At 70.9% G+C, this 21,083-nt stretch carries 24 protein-coding genes; 11 read left to right on the forward strand and 13 right to left on the reverse strand.

Features of this window, described 5'->3' with window-relative positions; all coding sequences use genetic code 11:
* Positions 1–25: 25 nt before the first annotated feature.
* Positions 26–541, forward strand: coding sequence for a gluconokinase (locus ESP57_RS06305; protein WP_129230951.1), 516 nt, complete (start codon positions 26–28; stop codon positions 539–541).
* Here ESP57_RS06305 and ESP57_RS06310 read toward each other — a convergent pair.
* Positions 525–1,394 (reverse strand): intradiol ring-cleavage dioxygenase, encoded by an 870-nt coding sequence (locus ESP57_RS06310; protein ID WP_129230952.1) that lies wholly within the window; start codon positions 1,392–1,394, stop codon positions 525–527. The two genes, ESP57_RS06305 and ESP57_RS06310, sit on opposite strands and share 17 nt — an antisense overlap.
* 106 nt (positions 1,395–1,500) lie before the next feature.
* Complete coding sequence (locus ESP57_RS06315) at positions 1,501–2,076, reverse strand: helix-turn-helix domain-containing protein (protein ID WP_129230953.1); 576 nt, start codon at positions 2,074–2,076, stop codon at positions 1,501–1,503.
* Positions 2,077–2,143: 67 nt separating this feature from the next.
* Between ESP57_RS06315 and ESP57_RS06320 the strand changes: the two genes are divergently transcribed.
* From ESP57_RS06320 to ESP57_RS06330, 3 genes are all read left to right on the forward strand, one after another.
* Positions 2,144–3,097 (forward strand): NAD(P)/FAD-dependent oxidoreductase, encoded by a 954-nt coding sequence (locus ESP57_RS06320; RefSeq protein ID WP_129230954.1) that lies wholly within the window; start codon positions 2,144–2,146, stop codon positions 3,095–3,097.
* Positions 3,098–3,235: 138 nt separating this feature from the next.
* Positions 3,236–3,862: a dihydrofolate reductase family protein gene (locus ESP57_RS06325; protein WP_129230955.1), complete on the forward strand. Its 627-nt coding sequence runs from the start codon at positions 3,236–3,238 to the stop codon at positions 3,860–3,862.
* Positions 3,859–4,194 (forward strand): hypothetical protein, encoded by a 336-nt coding sequence (locus tag ESP57_RS06330; RefSeq protein ID WP_129230956.1) that lies wholly within the window; start codon positions 3,859–3,861, stop codon positions 4,192–4,194. Before ESP57_RS06325 ends, ESP57_RS06330 begins: the two co-directional genes overlap by 4 nt.
* Before the next feature lie 15 nt (positions 4,195–4,209).
* Here ESP57_RS06330 and ESP57_RS06335 read toward each other — a convergent pair whose 3' ends face one another.
* Positions 4,210–5,733, reverse strand: a complete 1,524-nt coding sequence (locus ESP57_RS06335) for an ATP-dependent DNA ligase (protein WP_129230957.1) — start codon at positions 5,731–5,733, stop codon at positions 4,210–4,212.
* Between the two features lie 158 nt (positions 5,734–5,891).
* Here ESP57_RS06335 and ESP57_RS06340 point away from each other — a divergent pair, with 158 nt between their 5' ends.
* Entirely contained in the window at positions 5,892–6,188 is a 297-nt protein-coding gene (locus tag ESP57_RS06340) for a hypothetical protein (RefSeq protein WP_056004948.1), read from the forward strand.
* 24 nt (positions 6,189–6,212) lie between these two features.
* On the opposite strand, the gene ESP57_RS06345 is transcribed toward ESP57_RS06340, so the two are convergent.
* On the reverse strand, positions 6,213–6,842 hold the full coding sequence (locus ESP57_RS06345) for a TetR/AcrR family transcriptional regulator (protein ID WP_056004950.1): 630 nt from the start codon (positions 6,840–6,842) through the stop codon (positions 6,213–6,215).
* A gap of 114 nt (positions 6,843–6,956) precedes the next feature.
* On the opposite strand from ESP57_RS06345, the gene ESP57_RS06350 reads away from it, so the two are divergent.
* Entirely contained in the window at positions 6,957–7,757 is an 801-nt protein-coding gene (locus ESP57_RS06350) for an alpha/beta fold hydrolase (RefSeq protein WP_129230958.1), read from the forward strand.
* A gap of 101 nt (positions 7,758–7,858) precedes the next feature.
* On the opposite strand, the gene ESP57_RS06355 is transcribed toward ESP57_RS06350, so the two are convergent.
* Positions 7,859–10,450, reverse strand: coding sequence for a purple acid phosphatase family protein (locus ESP57_RS06355; RefSeq protein ID WP_129230959.1), 2,592 nt, complete (start codon positions 10,448–10,450; stop codon positions 7,859–7,861).
* A 195-nt stretch (positions 10,451–10,645) separates the two neighbouring features.
* Between ESP57_RS06355 and ESP57_RS06360 the strand changes: the two genes are divergently transcribed.
* Complete coding sequence (locus ESP57_RS06360) at positions 10,646–10,933, forward strand: DUF1905 domain-containing protein (RefSeq protein WP_115963099.1); 288 nt, start codon at positions 10,646–10,648, stop codon at positions 10,931–10,933.
* A gap of 3 nt (positions 10,934–10,936) precedes the next feature.
* Here the strand turns inward: ESP57_RS06360 and ESP57_RS06365 are convergent, their stop codons facing one another.
* The gene (locus ESP57_RS06365) at positions 10,937–11,830 is read right to left on the reverse strand and encodes an alpha/beta fold hydrolase (RefSeq protein ID WP_129230960.1); all 894 of its coding nucleotides are present in this window, start codon (positions 11,828–11,830) and stop codon (positions 10,937–10,939) included.
* 241 nt (positions 11,831–12,071) lie between these two features.
* Between ESP57_RS06365 and ESP57_RS06370 the strand changes: the two genes are divergently transcribed.
* A complete protein-coding gene (locus ESP57_RS06370; protein ID WP_129230961.1) occupies positions 12,072–13,922 on the forward strand; it encodes a choice-of-anchor A family protein in 1,851 nt (616 codons plus the stop codon).
* Between the two features lie 122 nt (positions 13,923–14,044).
* Here the strand turns inward: ESP57_RS06370 and ESP57_RS06375 are convergent, their stop codons facing one another.
* Positions 14,045–14,920 (reverse strand): LLM class flavin-dependent oxidoreductase, encoded by an 876-nt coding sequence (locus ESP57_RS06375; protein ID WP_129230962.1) that lies wholly within the window; start codon positions 14,918–14,920, stop codon positions 14,045–14,047.
* 64 nt (positions 14,921–14,984) lie between these two features.
* Here ESP57_RS06375 and ESP57_RS06380 point away from each other — a divergent pair, with 64 nt between their 5' ends.
* The 3 genes from ESP57_RS06380 (at position 14,985) to ESP57_RS06390 (ending at position 16,283) form a co-directional block, all read left to right on the forward strand.
* Positions 14,985–15,344, forward strand: a complete 360-nt coding sequence (locus tag ESP57_RS06380; RefSeq protein ID WP_129230963.1) for a hypothetical protein — start codon at positions 14,985–14,987, stop codon at positions 15,342–15,344.
* 112 nt (positions 15,345–15,456) lie between these two features.
* A complete protein-coding gene (locus tag ESP57_RS06385) occupies positions 15,457–15,747 on the forward strand; it encodes a DUF4287 domain-containing protein (protein WP_115963443.1) in 291 nt (96 codons plus the stop codon).
* A gap of 89 nt (positions 15,748–15,836) precedes the next feature.
* Positions 15,837–16,283 carry a hypothetical protein gene (locus tag ESP57_RS06390; RefSeq protein ID WP_129230964.1) on the forward strand — a complete coding sequence of 149 codons (447 nt, stop codon included), beginning with the start codon at positions 15,837–15,839 and terminating at the stop codon, positions 16,281–16,283.
* 30 nt (positions 16,284–16,313) lie between these two features.
* On the opposite strand, the gene ESP57_RS06395 is transcribed toward ESP57_RS06390, so the two are convergent.
* The 6 genes from ESP57_RS06395 to ESP57_RS06420 form a co-directional block, all read right to left on the reverse strand.
* Complete coding sequence (locus ESP57_RS06395; protein ID WP_129230965.1) at positions 16,314–16,991, reverse strand: NUDIX hydrolase; 678 nt, start codon at positions 16,989–16,991, stop codon at positions 16,314–16,316.
* Positions 16,992–17,014: 23 nt separating this feature from the next.
* The gene (locus ESP57_RS06400; RefSeq protein WP_129230966.1) at positions 17,015–17,425 is read right to left on the reverse strand and encodes a DoxX family protein; all 411 of its coding nucleotides are present in this window, start codon (positions 17,423–17,425) and stop codon (positions 17,015–17,017) included.
* Between the two features lie 27 nt (positions 17,426–17,452).
* A complete protein-coding gene (locus tag ESP57_RS06405) occupies positions 17,453–18,256 on the reverse strand; it encodes a CPBP family intramembrane glutamic endopeptidase (protein ID WP_129230967.1) in 804 nt (267 codons plus the stop codon).
* Positions 18,257–18,365: 109 nt separating this feature from the next.
* Positions 18,366–18,944, reverse strand: a complete 579-nt coding sequence (locus tag ESP57_RS18395) for an AAA family ATPase (protein WP_165877391.1) — start codon at positions 18,942–18,944, stop codon at positions 18,366–18,368.
* A gap of 35 nt (positions 18,945–18,979) precedes the next feature.
* Positions 18,980–19,612 carry a VOC family protein gene (locus tag ESP57_RS06415; RefSeq protein ID WP_129230969.1) on the reverse strand — a complete coding sequence of 211 codons (633 nt, stop codon included), beginning with the start codon at positions 19,610–19,612 and terminating at the stop codon, positions 18,980–18,982.
* Positions 19,613–19,708: 96 nt separating this feature from the next.
* Complete coding sequence (locus ESP57_RS06420; protein WP_129230970.1) at positions 19,709–21,070, reverse strand: serine hydrolase domain-containing protein; 1,362 nt, start codon at positions 21,068–21,070, stop codon at positions 19,709–19,711.
* Positions 21,071–21,083 lie beyond the last annotated feature (13 nt).

Below are 21,083 nucleotides of genomic sequence, written 5' to 3' on the forward strand. Positions count from 1 at the left end.
CCGCGTGCGCCTGAGACAATCGCATATGGGCATTCGCATCGTCGTCATGGGCGTCTCCGCGGCCGGAAAGTCGACCGTGGGCCGGTTGCTCGCCGATCGACTCGGCTTGCCCTTCCGCGATGCCGATGACCTGCACCCGGCCTCGAACGTGGCGAAGATGGCCGCCGGCGCCCCGCTCGACGACGCCGACCGCGGACCCTGGCTCCACGCGGTGGGCGCCGAGCTCGAGGCGGCCCCGGGCATCGTGCTGGCCTGCTCGGCGCTGAAGCGCTCCTACCGCGATCGGCTGCGCGCAGCAGCACCGTCCGTCGTGTTCGTGCTCCTGCACGGGTCGGTCGAACTGCTCAGCGCGAGAGCGGCCGCGCGGACGGAGCACTTCATGCCGCCGAGCCTGCTCGCCTCGCAGCTCGCCGTGCTCGAGCCGCTCGCAGCCGAGGAGACCGGCATCACGGTCGACGTCGCCGGCACGCCGACCGAGATCGTCGATCGCGCCATCGCAGGACTCGCTCCGTTCCTCGGCGCGGTCACACCCCGATCGTGAGTGCCGCGGTGTACCCGCCCTCGACCGAGCCCGACATGCTCGCGATCTGGTGGATGCCGCCGTCGTCGCTGAACACGTTGTCGCTCGCGAGGCTCACCTGCGAGACGTTCCGCACGCTCTGCTCGTACCCGCTCGTCGCGTAGACGAGGCCGTTCACCTCTTCGGGCAGGGCGATCTGCGAGGTCTTCACGATCGGACCCGAGGCGACGGCGTTCGCCACGTCGGAGTACACCTCGAAGTGGATGTGCGGCCACCGACCGGAGTAACACGCGGGGTAGACCGAGGTGAAGCGCACGGTGCCCATCGCGTCGGTCTCCTGCACGCCGCGCAGGTAGTTCTCGTTCTCGACGCCGCGCGAGTACAGCGAGTAGTTGCCGTCGCGGTCGCAGTGCCAGAGGTAGACCCCGGCGCCGACGAGCGCGGTTCCGGTCGCGGCATCCCGCACCGTCAGCTCGATCGTGAGCGGCACGCCCTGCGCGACCGTCGTCGACGAACCGAACGACGAGCGGATGTCGCTGCGCACGATGCCCGAGTCGTCGAGCACGTTGGCGCCGTTCGAGCCGTCGGCGGGATACGGTCCGCCGGTCTCGCCGGGCACTTCGTCGACCTGTCCCGACGACGCCGACGCCGACGGGCTCGGCGTGGCACTCGCTGTGCCGCTCGAGGTGGCGCCGGCACTCGGCGCGGGGGCGCTGCCGGCGCAGGCGGCGAGGAGCGAGGTGAGCCCGATGCCGCCGAAGATGCCGAGCATGCGGCGCCGGTCGACCAGGGTGCGGATGTCGTAGACGAGGCCGCGGTGATCCTCGTCGATCTCGTCACCGTGCTCGTCGAGCCAGCGGGGGTCGGTGGTCATAGGAGGCTCCTCTCGAGGCGAACGGCTCCAGCATGACGAGCCGCGCAGTGGCCCGGCTGTGCGGTCCCGATGAGCGTCCTATGCCGTCGTGGTCACTCCGTCATAGTCACTCCGTCGTGCGCACGTGCACGCGCTCGCCCTGCACGCTCAGCAGGTTGAGGATCTCGGCGGGCTCGGTCGATGCGCTGACGTGGCCGTGCGGCACGCGAGTGTCGAACTCGGCCGCCTCGCCGGCTTCGAGGATGATCTCATCGTCGCCGAGCGCGAGCCGCACGCGACCGCTGAGCACGTAGATCCAGTCGTAGCCGTCGTGTGCGCGCTGCTCCACGGGCTGGTCGGGCGGATGTCCCGGCAGCACCATCTTGAAGGCGTGCAGGTCGGGGTTCTGCCGCGTCAGCGGGATGATGGCCTTGCCGTTCCGGTAGAACGGCTTCGGGTGCACCCGGGGGTCGGCGATCTGCGGCGCACCGACCAGGTCGTCGAGGTTCGCCCGGTACGTCGCCGCGATGCGGATGAGCAGTTCGAGCGTCGGCCGCCGCAGTCCCGACTCGAGACGTGAGAGGGTGCTCGTCGAGATGCCCGTCTCGGCGGCGAGTTCGGCGAGCGTGTACCCGCGGCGGAGGCGCAGTTCGCGCAGGCGCGGCCCGACCGCGCCGAGCATCGTGTCGAGGTCGTCGTTCATCGAGCCATCCTTTGCCGTTTCGGCAACACCCGTTGCACCTCGCTCAGGCTATCGCGAGGCTGGAGGCATGCAACAGGAACCCTGGGATGTCATCATCGTCGGCGGCGGCAGCGCCGGACTCAGCGCGGCGCTCATGCTCGTGCGCGCCCGACGACGCGTGCTCGTGCTCGACGGAGGCGCGCCCCGCAACGGCGTCGCCGCGCACATGCACGGCGTGCTCGGCCGCGACGGCTGGTCGCCGCTCGAGCTGCTCGAGCGCGGGCGCGAGGAGATCGCCCGCTACGGCGGAGTGGTGCGCACCAGCGAGGTCGCCGCTGCCGGAATCGTCGACGCGAACAGCGGCGAGCCCGGCTTCACCGTGACGCTCGGCACGGGCGAGGAGCACTCCGCGCGCCGCCTGCTCGTCGCCACGGGGCTCCGAGACGAACTGTCCGCTCTTCCCGGCCTCCGCGAGCAGTGGGGACGGGGCGCCGTCGTCTGCCCCTACTGCGACGGCTGGGAGGTGCGCGACCGTCGAATCGGCGTGCTCGCGACCGGCCCCCGAAGCGTGCACCAGGTGCAGCTGCTGCGCCAGTGGTCGCCGACCGTCACCTTCTTCCTGGGCGGCACGGATGTCGCAGCCGACGATCTCGCCGGCATCCTCGCCCGCGGCATCGAGGTCGAACGACGCGCCGTCGATCGCGTGCTCGCCGATCACGCCGGCACGCTGCGAGGCATCCGTCTCGTCGACGGGGCCGAGGTGGCCCTCGACTCGATCTTCCTCGGCCCGACGTTCGTGCCGAACGACGGCCTGCTCGTCGGGCTCGGCGCTGCGACCGGCGAGGGCTTCGGACCGGGCGGCGGCGAGTGGGTGGGTGTCGACCCGATGGGTCGCACGAGCGTCGCCGGTCTTTGGGCGGCCGGCAACGTCGTCAACCCCGGGGCGTCCGTTCCGGGCGCGGCGGGCGCCGGCAACCTCGCGGGCGCGGCCATCAACGCCGACCTGATCGAGGAGGAGATCCGCACGGCGCTCGCGACATGACACCCAGTCGCGACCGATTCGGGGTTCCATCGACGCGGCCGATGCGGGAGATTGGAACCGATGCCGAACGAGCGGCATCCCATTCGATGTTCGAGTACGGGGCGGCATCCGTCGCCGTTCGCTGCGAAGGAGCACATCATGGGCATCATCGTCGTCGACCTCTTCATCACCCTCGACGGGGTGTATCAGGGGCCGGGAGGGCCCGAGGAGGACACCTCGGGCGGATTCGAGCTGGGTGGCTGGCAGGGCGCGTACTTCGACGACGAGAGCGGCGAGTCCATCGGCGCCGGCATCGACCGCCTGCAGGCGCTGCTGCTCGGCCGCAAGACCTACGACATCTTCGCCGGCTACTGGCCGAACGTGAGCGACGAGGAGCCCATCGCGGCGAAGTTCAACGCGGTACCGAAGTTCGTGGCCTCGCGCACCCTGACCGACCCGAGCTGGGCCGGCACGACCGTGGTGCAGGATGTCGCCACCGAGGTGGCGGCGATCCGCGACCGGTTCGACGAGATCCACGTGATCGGCAGCGGCGACCTCACGCGATCCCTGATCGCCGAGGGGCTCGTCGATCGGCTCAACCTGTGGGTCTATCCGATCACCCTCGGCGCCGGAAAACGGCTCTGGGACGAGGGCTTCGTTCCGACCGCCTTCGCGCTCGCCGAACCGCCGAAGGCGTTCCCGAAGGGCGCCGTGCAGCTCGTCTTCGAACCCGCGGGCGCGCCGGCTACCGGCTTCGACATGGGCGCCGAGGCCCCGCTCGCATGAACGACGTGCCGAGGGTCGAGCGCGAAGCGGGTCGCCGACGACTCGACGAGATGGCCCCCGAGCTGCTGGCTCGACCCGACGTCGCGATCGGCCGGATGTTCGGCTCCGACGGCGTCTCGGTGCGCGGCAAGCTCTTCGCGTTCGTGGCGAACAGCGGCAGCCTCGTGGTGAAGCTGCCCGAGGCTCGCATCGACGAGCTCCAGCTCGACAACATGGTCATGCGCGGGCGCCCGATGCGCGAGTGGGCCGTGGTGCCGTTCGACGACGGCGTCGACCGCTGGCGAGAGATCGCGGGCGAGGCGCATGCCTTCGTCGACTCGATCACGCCGTGAACCACCACGCCCGGCTCAGGCGCGGAGCAGGGCGCGGAGCGTCTGGATCGTGTCGGCCTCGGCCGCCGTCTTGTCGTCGCGATAGCGCTTGACCCGCGCGAACCGCAGGGCGATGCCGCCTGGGTACCGGCTCGATCGCTGGACGCCGTCGATCGCGATCTCGACGACGATGCTCGGTTCGACCCACACCGTGTGCTCGGTGCGCCGAATCTCGATCTGGGGGAAGCGCTCGGTCTGCCAGCGCAGCAGCTCGTCGGTGAGCCCCTTGAACGTCTTGCCCACCATCACGAAGTCGCCGGGCTCGCCGAACTCGCCGGTCGGGTCGAGCGCGCCGAGGTGCAGGTTGGAGAGCCACCCCGTGCGGCGGCCCGACCCCCACTCGCACGCGAGCACGACGAGGTCGTAGGTGAGCACGGGCTTGACCTTGATCCAGCTCGAGCCCCGGCGGCCCGCGGCGTAGGGCGAGCCGATCGCCTTCACCACGACGCCCTCCTGCCCCGCGGCGAGCGCGTCGCGGGAGACCCGCTCGGCCACCTCGGGGTCGGCGGTGACCTCGCCGGGGATGCGATGCGAGGGAGCGATGCGCTCGAGCTCGGCGAGCCTCGTCGAGAGCGGCTCGTCGAGCAGGTCGCGACCGTCGACGTGCAGCACGTCGAAGAACCACGGATGCAGCACCGTGTCGCGTGCGCCCTCGGCACCGAAGCGCGACATCGTGTCTTGGAAGGGCCGGGGTGCGCCGTCTTCGTCGAGCGAGAGCGTCTCGCCGTCGAGGATGACGTCGTGCACGGGCAGCGCACGCACGACCTCGACGACCTCGGGCAGCCGCCGGGTCACGTCGGCGAGGTTGCGCGTGAACACATGCACCTCGTCGCCGTTGCGGTGCACCTGGATGCGCGCGCCGTCGAGCTTGTACTCGACGGATGCCTCGCCGGTCGTCTCGAGCGCTGCGGCCGCGCTCGACGCCGTGGCCGCGAGCATCGGCAGCACGGGCCGGCCCACGACGAGGCCGACCGCCTCGAGCGCGGCCTCTGAGCCCGTGAGCGCGAGCCGAGCGGTCTCGCCGAGATCTCCCGAGAGCATCGCCGCGCGGCGCACCACCGCGACCGGGCGCTCGGCCGCCCGGGCGATCGCGTCGGTGACGACGCCCTCGAGCGCACCCGTGCGCACCTCGCCGAGCAGCACCCGGCCGATGAAGCCCTGCTCGCGATCCGTGGCACGGCCGATCAGCTCTGCGAGTTCGCGGGCGCGCTCCCCCGTCGATCCACTGCCGGATGCCGCGGCGAGCCGGTCGAGCACCGTGTCGAGCTCGCCCACGGTGAGCGTCGGCTCGGCAGCCGGCTGCCCGGCCGCGGCGGCGACCCCGCGCCATCCGACGCCGACGCGGCCCTGCCGCGGCTTGCCGACGAGAAATCCGACGGCCGGCGCGATCTCATCGGGCTCGAGTCGGCGCAGCAGCTCGGCCAGCGCCTCGACCTTCGCGAGACGCGAACGGGTCGAGGTGACGGTGTCGGTGGTCAGCACGAGTTCGTCGAGCAGCACGGGGACAGTCTCCCACCGGCGGCCGACATGCGCACCGCGATGCGTGGGATCAAGATCCCCGCGGCCGGCATTCCCCGGCGGTGGGCAACCTCCCCTGCTTCCACGGGCCGATAGGCTGCCTCGTGGCCATGCCGGTTGACTGAGAGGAGCCACCCGCCATGAGTACGTCCGACGCGAAGGAACCGCGCGCGATCTCAGCTCACGCGTGCGCCGTGCTCAGCGTCGTGATCGGCGTCGGCGCCATCTGGGCGGTGCTCTCGGTGCTTCGCGACGGCGGTGACTGGGTGTTCTCGGTGCTCGCGTGCTTCGTCCCATTGCTGTTCGCCGCGCAGGGCCTGCGCATGAGCCGGGAGCCCGAGGCGAAGTACCCTCGCTTCAGCTTCGTCACGTCGATCGCGGGCGGCGTGATCGGCATCGCGAGCTTCGCGCTCTTCCTCTACGCGCTCTCGCGATAGCGACGACGGCGTCGAAACCGGCGGTCAGACGCCGTATGCCGCCAGGAACACCCGCGTGACGTGCGCGGCATGCTGCTGCAGCGCTTCGGCATCGGGAACCGCCCCGTCGCCGAGCAACATCGCCTCGTTCATGGGTGCGCCCATGACGAGCCAGTTGAAGGTCGTCGCCGCCTCGACCGGGTCGACGGCCCCCAGCAGGCCGCGTTCGGTGAGCGAGGCCATCGTGACGGCGAGCGATCGGATGGCGCGCGCCGGCCCGTTCTCGTAGAGCGCGCGGGCGAGGTCGGGGAACCGTTCGACCTCGCCGATGACGAGCCGGCGAAGCTTCAGCAGCCGCGGGGTCATCACGACGGAGAGCTCGTCGGCGGCGTAGCGAGTGAGGTATCCGGCGACGTCGCCGTCGAGGGCGGGGGGTTCGTCGCGGTCGTGCAGGCCGTCGCCCGCCCCGCCGGTCATCGACGAGACGAGTTCGACGAAGAGGGACTCCTTGCTGCCGAAATGCGCGTAGACGGTCTGCTTCGACACCGCCGACCGCTCGGCGAGCTCGTCCATGCTCGTGCCGAGGTAGCCGTTGCGCAGGAAGAGCCCCTCAGCGGCGGCGAGGATCGCGCGGCGCTTCCGCTCGGATCGCGTCGGCTCCTTCGTGGCGGTCATGGCGTCCTCCCTTGACGAACAGTACTGGACAGTCTAGTTTGAAGAAATCACACTGGTCAGTCCAGTTTCGTTGATCGCGTGAGAACGGAACGCTGCAGAACGAGAGGAACCACCATGTCCGAGTTCGTCACCACCGCGAGCGGCGATCGCATCGCCTACGACCGCCACGGCTCGGGGCCCGCCCTCGTCTTCGTCGCCGGCGCCGGCCCGTGGCGGGCGATCGATCCCGAGACCACCCGAACCGCAGAACTCCTCGCCGGCCTCGGCGTCTCGGCGATCGTGTACGACCGCGTCGGCCGCGGCGAGAGCGTCGCCGAGGGCGTCATCACCCTCGAACGCGAACTCGCGGCGATCGAGGCGCTCATCGAGGCCACCGGCGGGAGCGCGGTGCTGTGCGGCCACTCCTCCGGCTGCTCCATCTCGCTGCGGGCTGCGGTCGCAGGCCTCGCGGTCGACGGGCTCGCCCTCTGGGAGGCGCCACTCGCCCCGCCCGACAGCGGCGCGCGCGAATGGGCCGACGAGGTGAACCGCCTGATCGACGCCGGCGACCACGGCGGCGCCCTCGACACCTACATGCGCGACATGCCGCCCGAGATCCTCGAGATCGTGCGCAGCATCCCCGCCATGATCGAGCAGGCTCCGAGCCTGCGCCCCGACGGGGAGTCCCTCGCGTGGGCCGAATCCGCGCCGCACGCGGAACTCTTCGGCGGCATCCGCGTGTCGGTGCTCGCGATGGTCGGCGAGCAGACGTACGACATCATGACCCCGGCTGCCGAGTCCATCGCCGCTGCGATTCCCGGAGCGTCGTGGAAGGCGATGCCGGGCAGCGAGCACGGCTGGGAGCCCGAGGCCATGGCCGCCGAGCTCGCCGCGTTCGTGCACGCCGCCGCCGCGGAGCGCGCCGTTCGGCACTAGGCTCCGGCGTTCACGACGACGCACGCGAACGCCCGACCGGTCGAACCGGTCGGGCGTTCGTCGTTCCGAGCGAGCGGATGCCGCGGCATCCGCTCGCTGAATTACTGCTGCGTGATCGAAGCCGCGTGGCGACGGCGACGCACCGCGATCACCGAGACGATCGCACCGAGGACGAGCAGCACACCCGCGGCCCACAGTGCAGCGGATGCCTCGGCGCCCGTGTGCGCCAGGTCGCCGCTCGCGCTGCCGGAGCCGGCCGAGCCCGCACCCCCGGTGCCGGCGCCCCCGCTCGGTGCGGCACTCACCTGCACCGGCGCCCAGCCGATGAGTGCGCCGTCGGCCGCCTGCACGACCAGCCGGTGCTCGCCGGGCGCGGTCGAGGCGGGCACGACCGTCGTGAACTCGCCGCCGTCGTCGGCGGTGGCAGCACCGAGCTGCGTGGGCTCGGAGTACAGCCACGCCCAGACCTCGGTGCCCGCCTTCGCCTCGCCGAGGCCGACGGTGAAGGGAACACCGACGGTGACCTTCGCCGGAACCGTGACGTCGCCGCGGGTGTCGTCGGTGAGTTCGGCCGGGTCGACCGGCTCGGGGGCTGTGCCGGGCTCGGGGTCGACGGGCGGCAGGACGCCGGCCTCGGTGACCCACTTGCGGCCGTCGTCCTTCTTCGTCACCGTGAACTCGTCGTACACGGCGCCCACCGGCAGGTCGGTCGTCGCGGCCGCGGTCTTCTCGGCGAGGTACGAGCGGTAGACGAGGGTGTCGCCCGAGACGTCGACGACCTGGTAGGTCGTCACGCCGGCGCCGCGCAGCACCTGGGTGGCGTTGTTGTTCGTCCAGACGTTCTTCTCGTCGGACTCGAGCTCGTAGTGCTTCGCCCCCGAGTTCGAGACGATGTAGACCGGACCGTCGGTGATGCCCGGCGTCTCGGTGACGTCGTCGTTGTTGTAGCCGCGCGCGTAGGTGTGATCGTGGCCCATCATCACGAGGTCGATGTCGTGCTTCTCGAAGATCGGCACCCAGTACTCGCGCAGCACGGGCTCGTCGCGGCCCTCCGACGCCGAGTAGACGGGCTGGTGGAACGTCACGACGTTCCACTTCGAGGGGCTGGACTCGAGCACGTAGTCGAGCCAGGCCGCCTGGAACTCGGTCCAGAGCTGCGAGACCTTCGTCGACGGGCACTCGGCCCCGGCGCAGCCGGGCAGCGCGTCGGGCGTCAGGAAGGTCGTGTCGCGGGTCGCGTTCAAGGTGATGAAGCGCATGTCCTGGTAGTCGGTGAAGTACACCGTCTCGGCGGCGAACTGCGTCCAGTGGGCGAAGTACGCGGCGTACTGCTTCGCGACCTCCGTGTCACCGACGGCGAGCGCGGCGAGGTCGCCCGTGGTCGCCGTGGTGGGGTTGTTGTGCGGGTACTCGAAGTTCGCCTTCCACGACTTCAGCAGCTTGTCGCCCGAGTACTCGTGGTTGCCGGGTGCCGCCATGACGTTCGTCGTGGCCGCCGAGTTCTCCATGCCCGTGAACCAGTTGAGCCATTCGGTCTCGTTGCTGCCGGTGTTGATGAGGTCGCCGGCGTGCACCGAGCCGATCGAGTCGGGCGCGGTCGCCTCGGCCTGTCGCACGACCGACGGCCACGTGGTGTCGAGACCGATCTGCGCGTCGCCGTAGTAGACGAACTGGAAGTCGCGGTCGTCCGGGTCGGCGGTCGAGAACTCGTGCCAGTCGCTCCAGGCGCCCTCGAGCCCGACGCGGTACGTGTACGCCGTCGCCGGGGCGAGCGCGTCGACGGTCGCCGAGAAGTGCTGCTTCGGGTTTCCGTTGACCGTGCCGGCCGAGTAGGCGTCCACGGTACGGACGTCGCCGCCCGCCGTCTTCCGGATCTGCACCTGGCCGCTCGTGTGCGAGACGTCGCCCGCGAGCCACGAGAACGACTGCGAGGTCTCGGGCGTCTCGGTCGGCGTCATGATGACGCGGGTCGGCGGCACTGCGACGGGTACGCCGGGATCACCTGCCGGCAGCAGCCGGAGCGAGGTCAGGTCGAGGTAGATGTCGGAGCTCGTCGCGCGGTCCTGGTAGAGCGCGATCGCGACCGTGTTGGTGCCGTCGACGAGGACGCCGCCGTCGACCTCGAAGTGGCCGGGCGCGGGGTCGGAGGCGCCGGATCCGGCGTACTCCACGTTGCTCGTCTCGGTCACGCGGTCGGCGTCGAAGCCCGCGACGCGTTCGCCGTTGATCCACACCACGGCGCCGTCGTCGTAGACGAGGTCGCCGACGATCGATCCGACCTCGTCGGAGACCCCGGCGGCGAGGTCGAAGGTCGTGCGGAAGAAGAAGGTCGGCACGTCGGGCGCGGCCGTGCCGTCGAGGTACTGGTTCAGCAGCGTCTTCGGAGTCTGCGGGCCGACCGGGGCGAGCTTTCCGCCCTTGGCGCCGAAGCTGCCCTGTGCCGACTTCCAGGCGCTGTCGTCGAAGCCGGTCGTGGTCCAGACGCGCAGCGGCGTCGCGCCGCGCGCGGGGTCGGAGCCGTCGTCGAGGTACTTCCAGGTCGTCGTGCCGGTCGAGATCACGGGATCGGAGGGCACCTCGGTGGCGGCGAGCGCCGGTGCCGGCGCTGCGAGCACGCCGGCGAGCATGGCGAGCAGTGCGGTCGACACCGCGCCTCGCCTCCCCCAGCGCGTCGCGTTCTTCGTCGTGGTCATGTGAGTCCTTCGTTGCAGGGGCGGGCGGGCATGCTCGCGCGCGGCCCTCATCCGCCGTGCCGGGGGTCGAGGGTCGCGCATCGGTGCCGTCGTCATGCAATCGGGTGCGGATGTCCCGGAGCTGGCCTCGAGGCGACTGCGAGGTGAACCGGGGCTGCCTCCGGGCGTGTTGCCGGCGAGCCGTATCCTGAACCCGTGGAACTGACCTTCGCGGGCGAGATCTGGTTCTGGCGCGGCCCCGCGCCCTGGCACTTCGTGACCGTGCCCGACGACGAGAGCGACGCGATCGAGACGGTCGCGTCGCTCATCACCTATGGCTGGGGCATGGTGCCGGTCACGGTGCGCATCGGCGGCAGCGAGTGGACCACGTCGCTGTGGCCGAAGGACGGCGGCTACATCGTGCCGATCAAGGCGTGGGTGCGTGCTGCCGAACAGCTCGACGTCGGCGACGCGGTCGAAGTGCGGCTGACGGTGGGCGCCTGAGCCTCAGCGCGCGACGGCAGTCGCTTCGGATGCCTCGGTACCCTCACTGCCCTCGGAACTCAGGAATCGTTCGATCGTCGCGGTGAACGACGAGTCGTCGTCGAGCCACGGGAAGTGGCCGGCCCCTGCTTGCACGGTGAGTTCGGCTCCCGGCATCAACGCCGCCAGCTCGGCCACCATCGCGGGCGGGGAATTGAGGTCGGTCTCCCCTGCCACGAGCAGCACGGGAGCCGCGAGCGCTGCGAGTGCGGCACGGGTCACCTCGGGGTCGAACGCCCCCTCGGCGGCGAAGACGGCCGCCGCCTCGTCATTGCGATACCGCTCGTCGGCCGCCCGATGCGCTTGCGCCGCGGCATCCCATCGCCCGTAGATGAACGGGTCGATCGCCTGCCAGTCGTCGCCCTCGCCCGCCACGATCGACTGCAGCGCGGCGTAGGCCGGCGCGAACCAGGGTTCGCCCGACCTGAGTCTCGCGACGGAGAGGCGCATCTCGGCCGTCACGGTCAGGCCGAGCGCAGCCGCGCTCGGCGTGACGAGCACGAGCCGATCGATGCGCTGGGGGTACCTGGCCGCGTACATGACCGCGAGGTTCGTGCCGGCGGAGTGCGCGAGCACATCGAGCCGGTCGAGCTCGAGGTGTTCGCGCAGCGCTTCGAGATCGTCGACGAGTCGGTCGCATCGATACGACGAGAGGTCGGAAGGAACGCCGGAGGCGCCCGTGCCCCTGGGATCGAACAGGATCAGCCCGCGGTGCGCCGAGAGACCGCCGAGGTCGCCCAGATACCGGGAGTCGTGCATCGGGCCGCCCGGCACGCAGACGAGCGGCCTGGCTGCCGACCCGACCGGGTGCTGGTGGTAGGCGAGTTCGGTTCCGTCGAACGCTGCGAAGGTCGGCATCCGATCGATCCTTGCAGCTTCCGGCGCCGACCGGGGAAGTTCTCCACAGGCCGCCGCGGCGCCGACCGTGCTGCGTCGAGGCCATCGAACCTGAGAGAAAGCCAAGAGTCCTTACTCTCGTCGTCATGATCGCGTCACTCGACCATCTCTCAAGTGAGGCGGTGCCCGTCGTCTCGACGTTCGATTCCCACGGAGACCTGTGAATACCCGAGCTTCTGCGCGCGAGCGCACCCACTTCGTCATGCGTACCGCCATCGCCGCGGCATCCGCGACCGGTCTGGCCCTGATCGGCGCGGTCGCGCTCGGAGCCGCCCCGGCCACGGCCGCCCCGGCCGCGACCGCTGCCGCCCCGATGCCGTTCTGCCCGCCGTCCGGCGAGATGCCGGGCATCGGCAACGTACCGGCCTACACCGACTCGAACGTCGCCGTCTTCGCCGGCGGCGACTACCTCGCGACCGGCACCTCGGCCGAGTCCGAGGGACTGCTGCTCGTCGAGGGCAACGCTCGATTCGACAAGGCGAACGGCGGCGTGTTCAACGTCGGCACCGTCGGCGTCGGCTCCGGCATCGTGCCCCCGGGCGGCTCGACGATGCTCGCCGTCGGCGGCGACATCACCGTCGGCCCGACCACGAGCGTGCACGTCGGCGCGAACCTCGACGGCGGCGGCGCGGTCGCAGCCGGCGGCGCGGCGAACGGCAGCTTCGACACGAACGGCGCCACCCTCACGGTCGACCTCGGCCGGGCGGCCGCGATGGCACCGAACGAGGACTTCCAGTCGATCGTCGACGACACGTCCGCATCACTCGGCGCGAGCCCCGCCACCGGCACGACCGACATCGCGTTCGGACGGGTGACCTTCACGGGCACCGCGGGCGACGCGATGCAGGTCTTCGAGGTCGACGGCGCGGCGCTCGCCACGACCTTCGAGGTGTTCTTCGAGTCGATCCCCGCCGACGTTCCGATCCTGATCAACGTCACGGGCAGCGATGTGTCGTTCGCACCGAACTACTTCTCGCTGAACGGCGAGCGGGTCGACGCCTTCTCGAGCCCGAACTTCGGCAACGCGGCATCCCGCATCCTCTGGAACGTCACCGATGCCACGTCGCTGCTCATCGGCGGCTCGAGCCAGTTCATGGGCTCGGTGCTCGCTCCCATGGCGACGACCGAGGTGACGGCGAGCACGAACGGCCGGATGCACGTCGGCGGCGACCTGACCTACTCGGGCCTCGGCAACGAACACCACAACTACCCCTGGACGGGCGGCGGATCGCTCGGATGCGGCGGCGGCTTCAGCGCTGCCAAGCTCGTGACCGGCAGCGGCGCGACCCTCGTGCCGGGCGACACGGTCTTCACCCTCGCCTACGACTACGAGCTCGACGGCCGCACCGTCACGGGGACGCTGCCGCTGCGTGCCGACGGCACCGTCGCCAACGGCCCGCAGGGCCTGCCCGATGGCACCGTGGTGCACCTCGACGAGATCGACCTGCCGACGATCCCGGGCGTGCAGTGGGGCCCAGCGACGATCAGCCCCGAGGTCGTCACGATCGCGGCGGGCGAGGTCGTGCACGTGACCGTCACGAACACGGCGAACGCCACGGCACCGAACGCCGTCGGCGGCTTCTCGGTGTCGAAGGCGCTCGGCGGCGAGGCATCCGCGCTCGTTCCCGATGACACCGCGTACACCGTGCAGTACCGCTACGAGCTCGACGGCGAGCCGGTCACCGGCACGCTGACCGTGCGGGCCGACGGCGTCGCCGTCGACGGCCCCGAGGGGCTGCCCGTCGGCACGGTCGTCGAGTTCACCGAGATCGACCTGCCCGAGATCGACGGCGTCGAGTGGGGCACGCCCGTGTTCAGTCCCGACACGGTGACGATCGCCGACGGCGCGTCGACCCTCGTGACGGTCACCAACACGGCGACGGATGCCCCGGTCGTGCCGACCCCGATCGACCCGGCCACCCCCGAGACCCCCAAGGGCGGAGCGGACCTCGCGAGCACCGGCGTGCAGGCACTCGTGCCCGCGCTCGTCGCGGCACTTCTCGTGGCCGCCGGCATCACGGCCGTGGTCGTGCGCCGCCGGCGCACCGCCTGACCCGCAGCGCCTGAAACGCACCGCCTGACGCGCAGCGCCTGACGCAACCGACGCAGAGCGGATGCCTCGAAGCCGCACCGGCTCGAGGCATCCGCTCACTCACCGCCACCGAGCGACCGGTGTCAGCCCGCGATCGCCCCGGCGACCTCGCCGACGCCGCGCATGAACCCCTCGAGGTCGGGCTCATCGGAGGTCGGCTGCAGCACGACCGCGTCGACCCCGGCGGCGAAGTAGCGTTCGGCGACCGCAGCGACGGCCGAGGCGTCGCCCACCGCCGCGGTGCGCTGGTCTTCGGGCATGTTCCACTGCGTGAGCTCGTGCGCGACGCGGGCCTCGGCGTCGCCGCCGCCGAAGGCCGCCATGAGGTAGACGACCACTTCGCTGCGCCCGTCGCGCCCCGCAGCGGTGCGCCCGGCCGCGATCGCGGCGACGGCCTCGGCGGCGCGCTCGGCCGTCGTGCCGCCGGTGAGCACGGTGCCGTCGGCGACTTCGCCGGTGAGGTGCAGCGTCTTCGGGCCCTCGCCCGCCGCGTAGACGAGCGGCACCTCGGCGGGCGGCCAGTCGAGCTTCACGCGGTCGAGCTTCACGTAGCGCCCGTCGGTAGTGACCTCTTCGCCGGCGAGCAACTGCCGCAGTGCCGGCACGTACTCGCGCATGAGCGTGAGCGGCGAGGCGACCCGGCTGCCGGTCTGCGCCATCCAGCGCTGCACGCCGTGGCCGACGCCCGGCACCAGCCGGCCCGGGAACATGCGGGCGAGCGTCGCGATCTCCATCGCGGTGACGGCGACGTTGCGGAGCGGCATCGGCGCGACGCCGATGCCGACCCGCATGCGCTCGGTCCACGCCAGCGCGGCGGCCGCCGTCGCGAACGCCGACTGCTGGAAGCAGTCCTCCCAGAGCCAGAGCTCGGGCACTCCCCCGGCCTCGGCCGCTTCGACGGTCGACCGCAGGCGCTCGGGTGGGAAGGCGGGCTGGAAGATGGCTCCGATTCGTCGCATGACCTCACTCTCGCAGCATCCGCGGACACCGCGAGCCGGGGACGCGCTGGGGCATGATGGGCGCATGAGCGAATCCGCACCGACCACCGCCCAGGGCTCGACGACGAACTTCCGGCTGCTCGGGGTCATCGCATTCGTCATCGGCGCCGCCGCCGTCGTGATGACCCGGCTCCTCGGCCTCGTCTCGCCGTTGCTGATCAGCACCGGACTGCCGTCGGCGTACGAGCTCATCAGCGGATTGGGCCTGCTCGCCAACGGGCTCTCGCTCATCTGCGGCATCGCGGCCCTGGTGCTCGGCGTCATCGTGCTCCTGCGTCGCGACGCACCGAAGGGGTTCGCGGCTGCGGGCGCGGCTCTCGGCGGCGCCGAGGTGCTGAGCGCGTTCACGGGATTCGGCCAGGCCGCGTTCTACTCGTTCATGTGATCGTCGGGCACGCCCCACCTTTCGACCCACGTCGAAACACTGGCGACGGATGCCTCGGCACCCGAGTCTGTTCGAGGGGGATGCCGCGGTGGCATCCGCGAAGGGACCGCAGATGTCATTCCAGGCCTACCTCGACAACATCGAGAAGAAGACCGGGCTCACGCCACGCCAGTTCGTCGATCTCGCGACCGAGAAGGGCTTCGGCCCCGGTACGAAGTCGACGCCGATCGTGGCCTGGCTGAAGGAGGACTACGACCTCGGGCAGGGCCACGCGATGGCCCTCGTGCACGTCATCACCAAGGGCCCGACGATCAGCACCAAGCACGTCGGCACCGACGGCGCGCACAGCGACGCCACCGACACGCTCTGGCTCGACGGAGCGGCGACGAACCCGAACGGGTAGCCGGTGACGGGGAGCCGCCGGCACATACAATCGCGGTGACGTCGAAGCGCCGGGCCGGAATTCCGGACCGGCGGGAGGGAGGGGCCGAGATGTTCGGTTCGAAGAAGAAGCGGATCGGCCTCGACGACCTGATGGAGCGGCTCCGGCCCGACCTGAGTCGGGAATCGCTCGGCGTCGGCCCCGACTTCCCGGGCGTGGCCCCGAACCCGCTCATGAGCAGTGCTGCGTTCAAGCGCAACGCCGAACTGCGCAACGGGGCGCTCGCGCTCGGCGTTCTCGTCGACTGGCGGGAGGTCAACAGCAATCCGCGCGTGGTCCTGATGCTCGACGTGGAGACCGCCGACGGCATCGCGTTCCGCGGTATCGCGGACACGAGCCTCACGATCACCGAGCTCACCCGACTCGCCCCCGGGCAGACGTTGCCCGTGCGCTACCGGCCGGCCGTCATGGACCACTACGTCGCACTCGCCCGGGATGCGGACCCCGCCGAGGTGCAGCGACTCGCCGACGACATCGGGAGCCGCAAGCGAGCCTGACGACCTCGGAGTCATCGGCAGGGAGACGCCCTACAGGTCGTCGGGCTCGACGATGCGCTCGTGGTTCCACGGCTCGGCCCAGCCGAGCTCGTCGAACATGCGCGAGAGCACGAGCGCGGTGAACCCCCAGACGACGCGGCCTCCCACCGTGAAGGCGGGCGAGCGATACGCGCGCCCGCCGTAGACGTGCTCGGTGTTCGCACGGTTCGCGGGGTCGAGCATCTCGCCGACCGGCACCCGGAACACCTCGACCGATTCGTCGTGATCGACGGCGGCGACCTCCGACGGGCGGGTCCACCACGCCGGCACGGGCGTCACCAGGTGGTTGCTCACCGGAACGGGCATGGGCGGCAGCGTGCCGAGCGGCTCGATGCCGTCGACGTCGACGTCGGTCTCCTCACGGGCCTCGCGCACCGCGGCGGCGACGGGCCCGGCATCGGATGCCTCGAGCCGCCCGCCGGGGAAGGCGATCTGCCCCGCGTGGCTGCCGAGGGTCGCCGCGCGGCGCAGCAGCAGCACGTCGAGGTCGCGCGGCACGGCTCCGCCGGTGCGGCTCGGCACGGAGTCGAGCACCCCGAAGAGCACGAGCACCGCGGCCGGGCGGAGGCCCGAGACATCCGCTCGACTCTTCGGCAGTTCGGGGTGCCAGTCGAGGCCGCGCTCGCAGAGGGCGATGAGCTCGGCACGTGCGTCGGCGACTACGGGCATGGCCCCACCCTATGGTCCCCTCGTCAGCGGCGCGGCTCGGCGGTCGACCAGATCGCCAACGCCACGAGCAACGGCTGGAAGATCAGGCGGATGCCCCGTGCACGATCGGAATCGAGTCCGAATGCGGCTCGCTTCTCGGTGAACTGCGCGATGTTGCCCGGGAACACGGCGACGAAGAACGCGGCCACGATCCAGCCGATGCGCCGGCGCTCGCGGGGCAGTGCCACGAGTGCCGCGCCCAGCCCGATCTCGACCGCGCCCGATGCCACGACGACGCCGTCGGCATCCATCGGCACCCACGACGGGACCTGCGAGCGGAACTCCTTGCGCGCCCAGAAGAGATGACTCACCCCGGCGAAGACCAGGCCCGCGGCGAGCGCGACTCGCGCGATCGTGCGGGGCGTGGTGCTCGTGGGAACGTCCCTGCGTGCCATGTCGACCTCCGGCCCGATGTGTACGCCTCAGCTCCCGACGACGGCGGCCGCCGTGAGCACCGACACGGTGATGAACACCCAGTCGTTGATGATGTGCGCGCCCGCCGACACCCAGAGGTTCTTCGTGCGGATGAACGCGAGGGTGAGCGCGATGCGCGCCGAGCCGATGACGACGATGGCCTGCACCCAGTTCCAGTCGTAGGTCGGCAGGTGCGCCGCGCCGAACCAGATCGCGGAGATGATCCAGGCGAGGATGATCGCGGTCTTGCGCGAGACGCCGGCCTTCGCGAACAGGAAGTACATGAGCGCGAGGAAGGGCAGCACGACGAAGATCTCTTCACCGATGAGCTGGATGCCGCTGCCGGCGTACAGGGCGATCGTGTCGACCACGCCGCCCGAACCCGCTCCTGCGATGACATCGTTCGGCGCCACCGGGAAGATCAGCGACACGATGCCGCCGATCACGAAGGTGAGCACGATGTTGAGCGCCGCGAAGAAGAACATGTTGCCGACGTCGACGAGGCGCACCCGGCGGAAGATCGCCGTCCAGGCGCGACCGGCGACGAGGGCGAGCACCGCGAGCGGAATCACCACGAAGAGCGTTCGAGGCAGGAGCGCGCCGAGGTTGTTCGGCGTCGGGATGAAGATGAGCGCTGCGAAGCCCGCGGCGACCGCGAGCCACACGATGATCCACTTCACGGCGGAGAGCTCGACCGGCACTCCGTTGTAGTATGGGAAGTCCGCGCCGTCGCGGCGCTCGATCAGGCGGCCGAAGCGGTCGTGCTCGCTGAGCGGGCGGAGTGTGCCGGGGGTGGTGGCTTCGGCGGTCATTCGTGCTCCTCTTGGGCGGCGTGCTCGCCCCGAATGGAGCGCAGTGTCGATTCTCTCAGCCGCGAGCGCGATCGTCCCACATCGTCAGCCGCCATTTCGAGTCGAACACTCAGCCGACGATTGCCGAGTCCAACCGGTCCACGATCCAGTCGACCGTCTGCTCGGCTGTCTGCTCGGTCGAGTCCACCCAGAGGCCGACGGGCGGCACCTCGCCGACCCATCCGTCGAACGTGCGCACCGCGTCGGCGAGCGTGTCGTCGCCGATCCACCCGTCGTAGGCACCAGTGCCGCGTTCGGTCTCGCGGCGCACGATCGCCTCGACGCTCGGCCGCAGCACGACGAGTGCGCGACGGCGCGGCATGCGGTCGAGCTGCGCGGTGACCCCGTCGCCGAAGATGTTGTCGACGTGCACAGCGCTGATGCCCGCCTCGACGAACGAGCGGCTGAGCATCGCGCCGTGCCGGTAGCGCAGTTCGAGCTGCGCGAGCGCGGCGTCGCTGGGCGGGTCGGCCATGTCCTCGCGCCCGCCGACGACCATCTGCCAGAGCGTGTCGCCCTCGATGAACGCGCCGGGGCGAAGCCGTTCGGCCAGCAGCCGGCCGACGGTCGACTTGCCCGACGCCGGCGCGCCGACGACGAGGATCGCGGTCGGCGCGAGGTCGGTCGTTCGGGCGGCCGGTGCGGTCATCTCGTCAGGCTATCGAACGGATGCCGCGGCTCGCGCTACTCCCCCGCACCCGCCCATTCGAAGCCGTCGGGGTCGGTGAACGCACCGGCGTCCCCATTGATGCGGATGCGGTGCGACCCCGAGCCCTCGGCGGCGACGCCGACGGTCTTGGCGAGGGCACGCCGCTTGTAGAGGCCGAGGCCGATCGGGCTGCCGGGGGCGGCGAAGTCGACGTAGCTGCCGAAGCTCTTCGCGACGGCGAGCCCGCGGTCGACGTAGAAGCGCTTGCTCGCGCCGACGTCTTCGGCGCCGATGAGCAGCACGAGGTTGTCGATCGTGCGGGTCGCAGGTCCCGTGTCCTTCTTCGACGAGGTCGCGACCTGCCAGATCGCGCCGTCGGGTGCCTGCACGACGCCGCCGAAGCCCCACAGGGACTTCTCGGCCGGCTTCAGCACGGAGGCGCCGGCGGCGACCGCGGAGTCGAACAGCGAGGTGACATCGGCCGGCTGCGACACGATGACCGACATGGTGAATCCGCGGAACCCGCTCGACGGGGCATCCGCTGCCCGGAGGCGAACCTGCGGGCCGAGCCCGAAGGCGTCGGCGTAGAAGCGCGCGGCCGCGTCGGGGTCGGCCGCGTCGAGGGTGATCGAGTCGATGGTGGTGAGCTTGGTCGTTTCCGTGTTCATGTCTTCGACGATATTCACCGCTCGCAGCCCGTGCTTCTCCGATTCTGCTCGCTTCGCGGGGTCTCGATACGCCGCACTCCTCGACCGGCACTGCGGTCAGCCGAGCGCCGCGATCGCGTCGGCGACGAGCTGCCGTTCCGACGGCTCGTCGTCGGCCGCCGGGGTGAAGCCCATGCGCACCACGACGAGCTCCTCCGAGGGCACCATGACGACCTTCTGCCCGTCGTGCCCGCTCATGTAGTAGGTGTCGTCGGGCAGCTCGGGCCAGCGCAGGCTGCCGTCGGGCAGCACGTTCGTGCGGAAGCCCATCGCGTAGCCGGGGTCGTCGGTCGCCTCGTGGTCGACGTTCGTGAGGGTGTCGTCCATCCACCCCTCGGGGAGCAGCTGCTCGCCGTTCCATTCGCCATCCTGCAGCGCGAACTGGCCGAGTGCAGCCCAGTCGCGGGGTGCCGCCCAGAGGTACGACGAGCACACGGGCGTGCCCGCGCCATCCGGTTCGAAGACGGCCGTCGACAGCCCGAGCGCGCCGAGGATGGTCTGGCGGGGCAGGTCGGCGCCGAGGCCCGTGCGCTCGGTCAGCACCGAGCAGAGCAGGGTCGTGCTGCCGCTCGAGTACTCCTGCACCGTGCCGGGCTCGTGCTCGAGGGGCAGGCTCGCGACGTAGCTGCCCATGTCGGGCTCGAGGTAGAGCATGCGGGTGATCGGCGTGCCGAGGTCGTAGGTCTCGTCCCACTCGAGGCCGCTCTGCATGCGCAGCAGGTCTTCGACGGTGATGTCGGCGCGCTCGTCGGTCCATTCGGGTCGCAGGTGGTCGTCGTCGAGCGAGACGACACCCTGCTCGACCAGCATTCCGGTCATCAGTTCGGCGACGCTCTTCGACATCGACCAGCCGAGCTGCGGGGTCTCGGCGTCGAAGCCGTCGGCGTAGCGTTCGGCGACGAGCTCACCGTCCTTCACGACGACGACCGCGCGGGTGCCGAGCGCCTCCTGGTCGGATGCCGCGAGCTCGTCGCCGAACGCCCGGCCCATCGCCTGCTCGAGCGCGGCGTCGGCCTCGGGGGTCGGGGCGGCTGGCGTTGCGGCGTCGGTGAACGGGTTGGCTCCGGCGTCGATCGCAGTGGCCTCGCCGAGCTCGGGCCGCTGGTCGGCGAGCGTGCAGCCGAAGCCGTCGGTGTACCAGGCCGTCTGGTGCGCGATCGCGCCGAGGATCGAGCCCGTGGTGCGGTCGGCGTCGACGTCGACGTCGACCTGCAGGTAGGGCACGAGCGGGTTCGGCGGCAGGTCGGTGGCCGGGTCGTCGCGACCGGCGACCTCGGTGACGGCGCACGCGTTGTGCGCGGCGTAGCCGGTGCCGGTCAGCAGGATCGGCTGCTGCCAGAGGTAGACCCCGGTGAACGCGGCGATGAGAACGAGGGCGGTGACGGCGACGATGACGATCACCCGACGGAGGATGTGCACGAGCGGATGCTAG

The organism is Agromyces fucosus, assembly GCF_004134865.1.
In the GTDB taxonomy this organism is placed as follows: Bacteria; Actinomycetota; Actinomycetes; order Actinomycetales; family Microbacteriaceae; genus Agromyces; species Agromyces fucosus.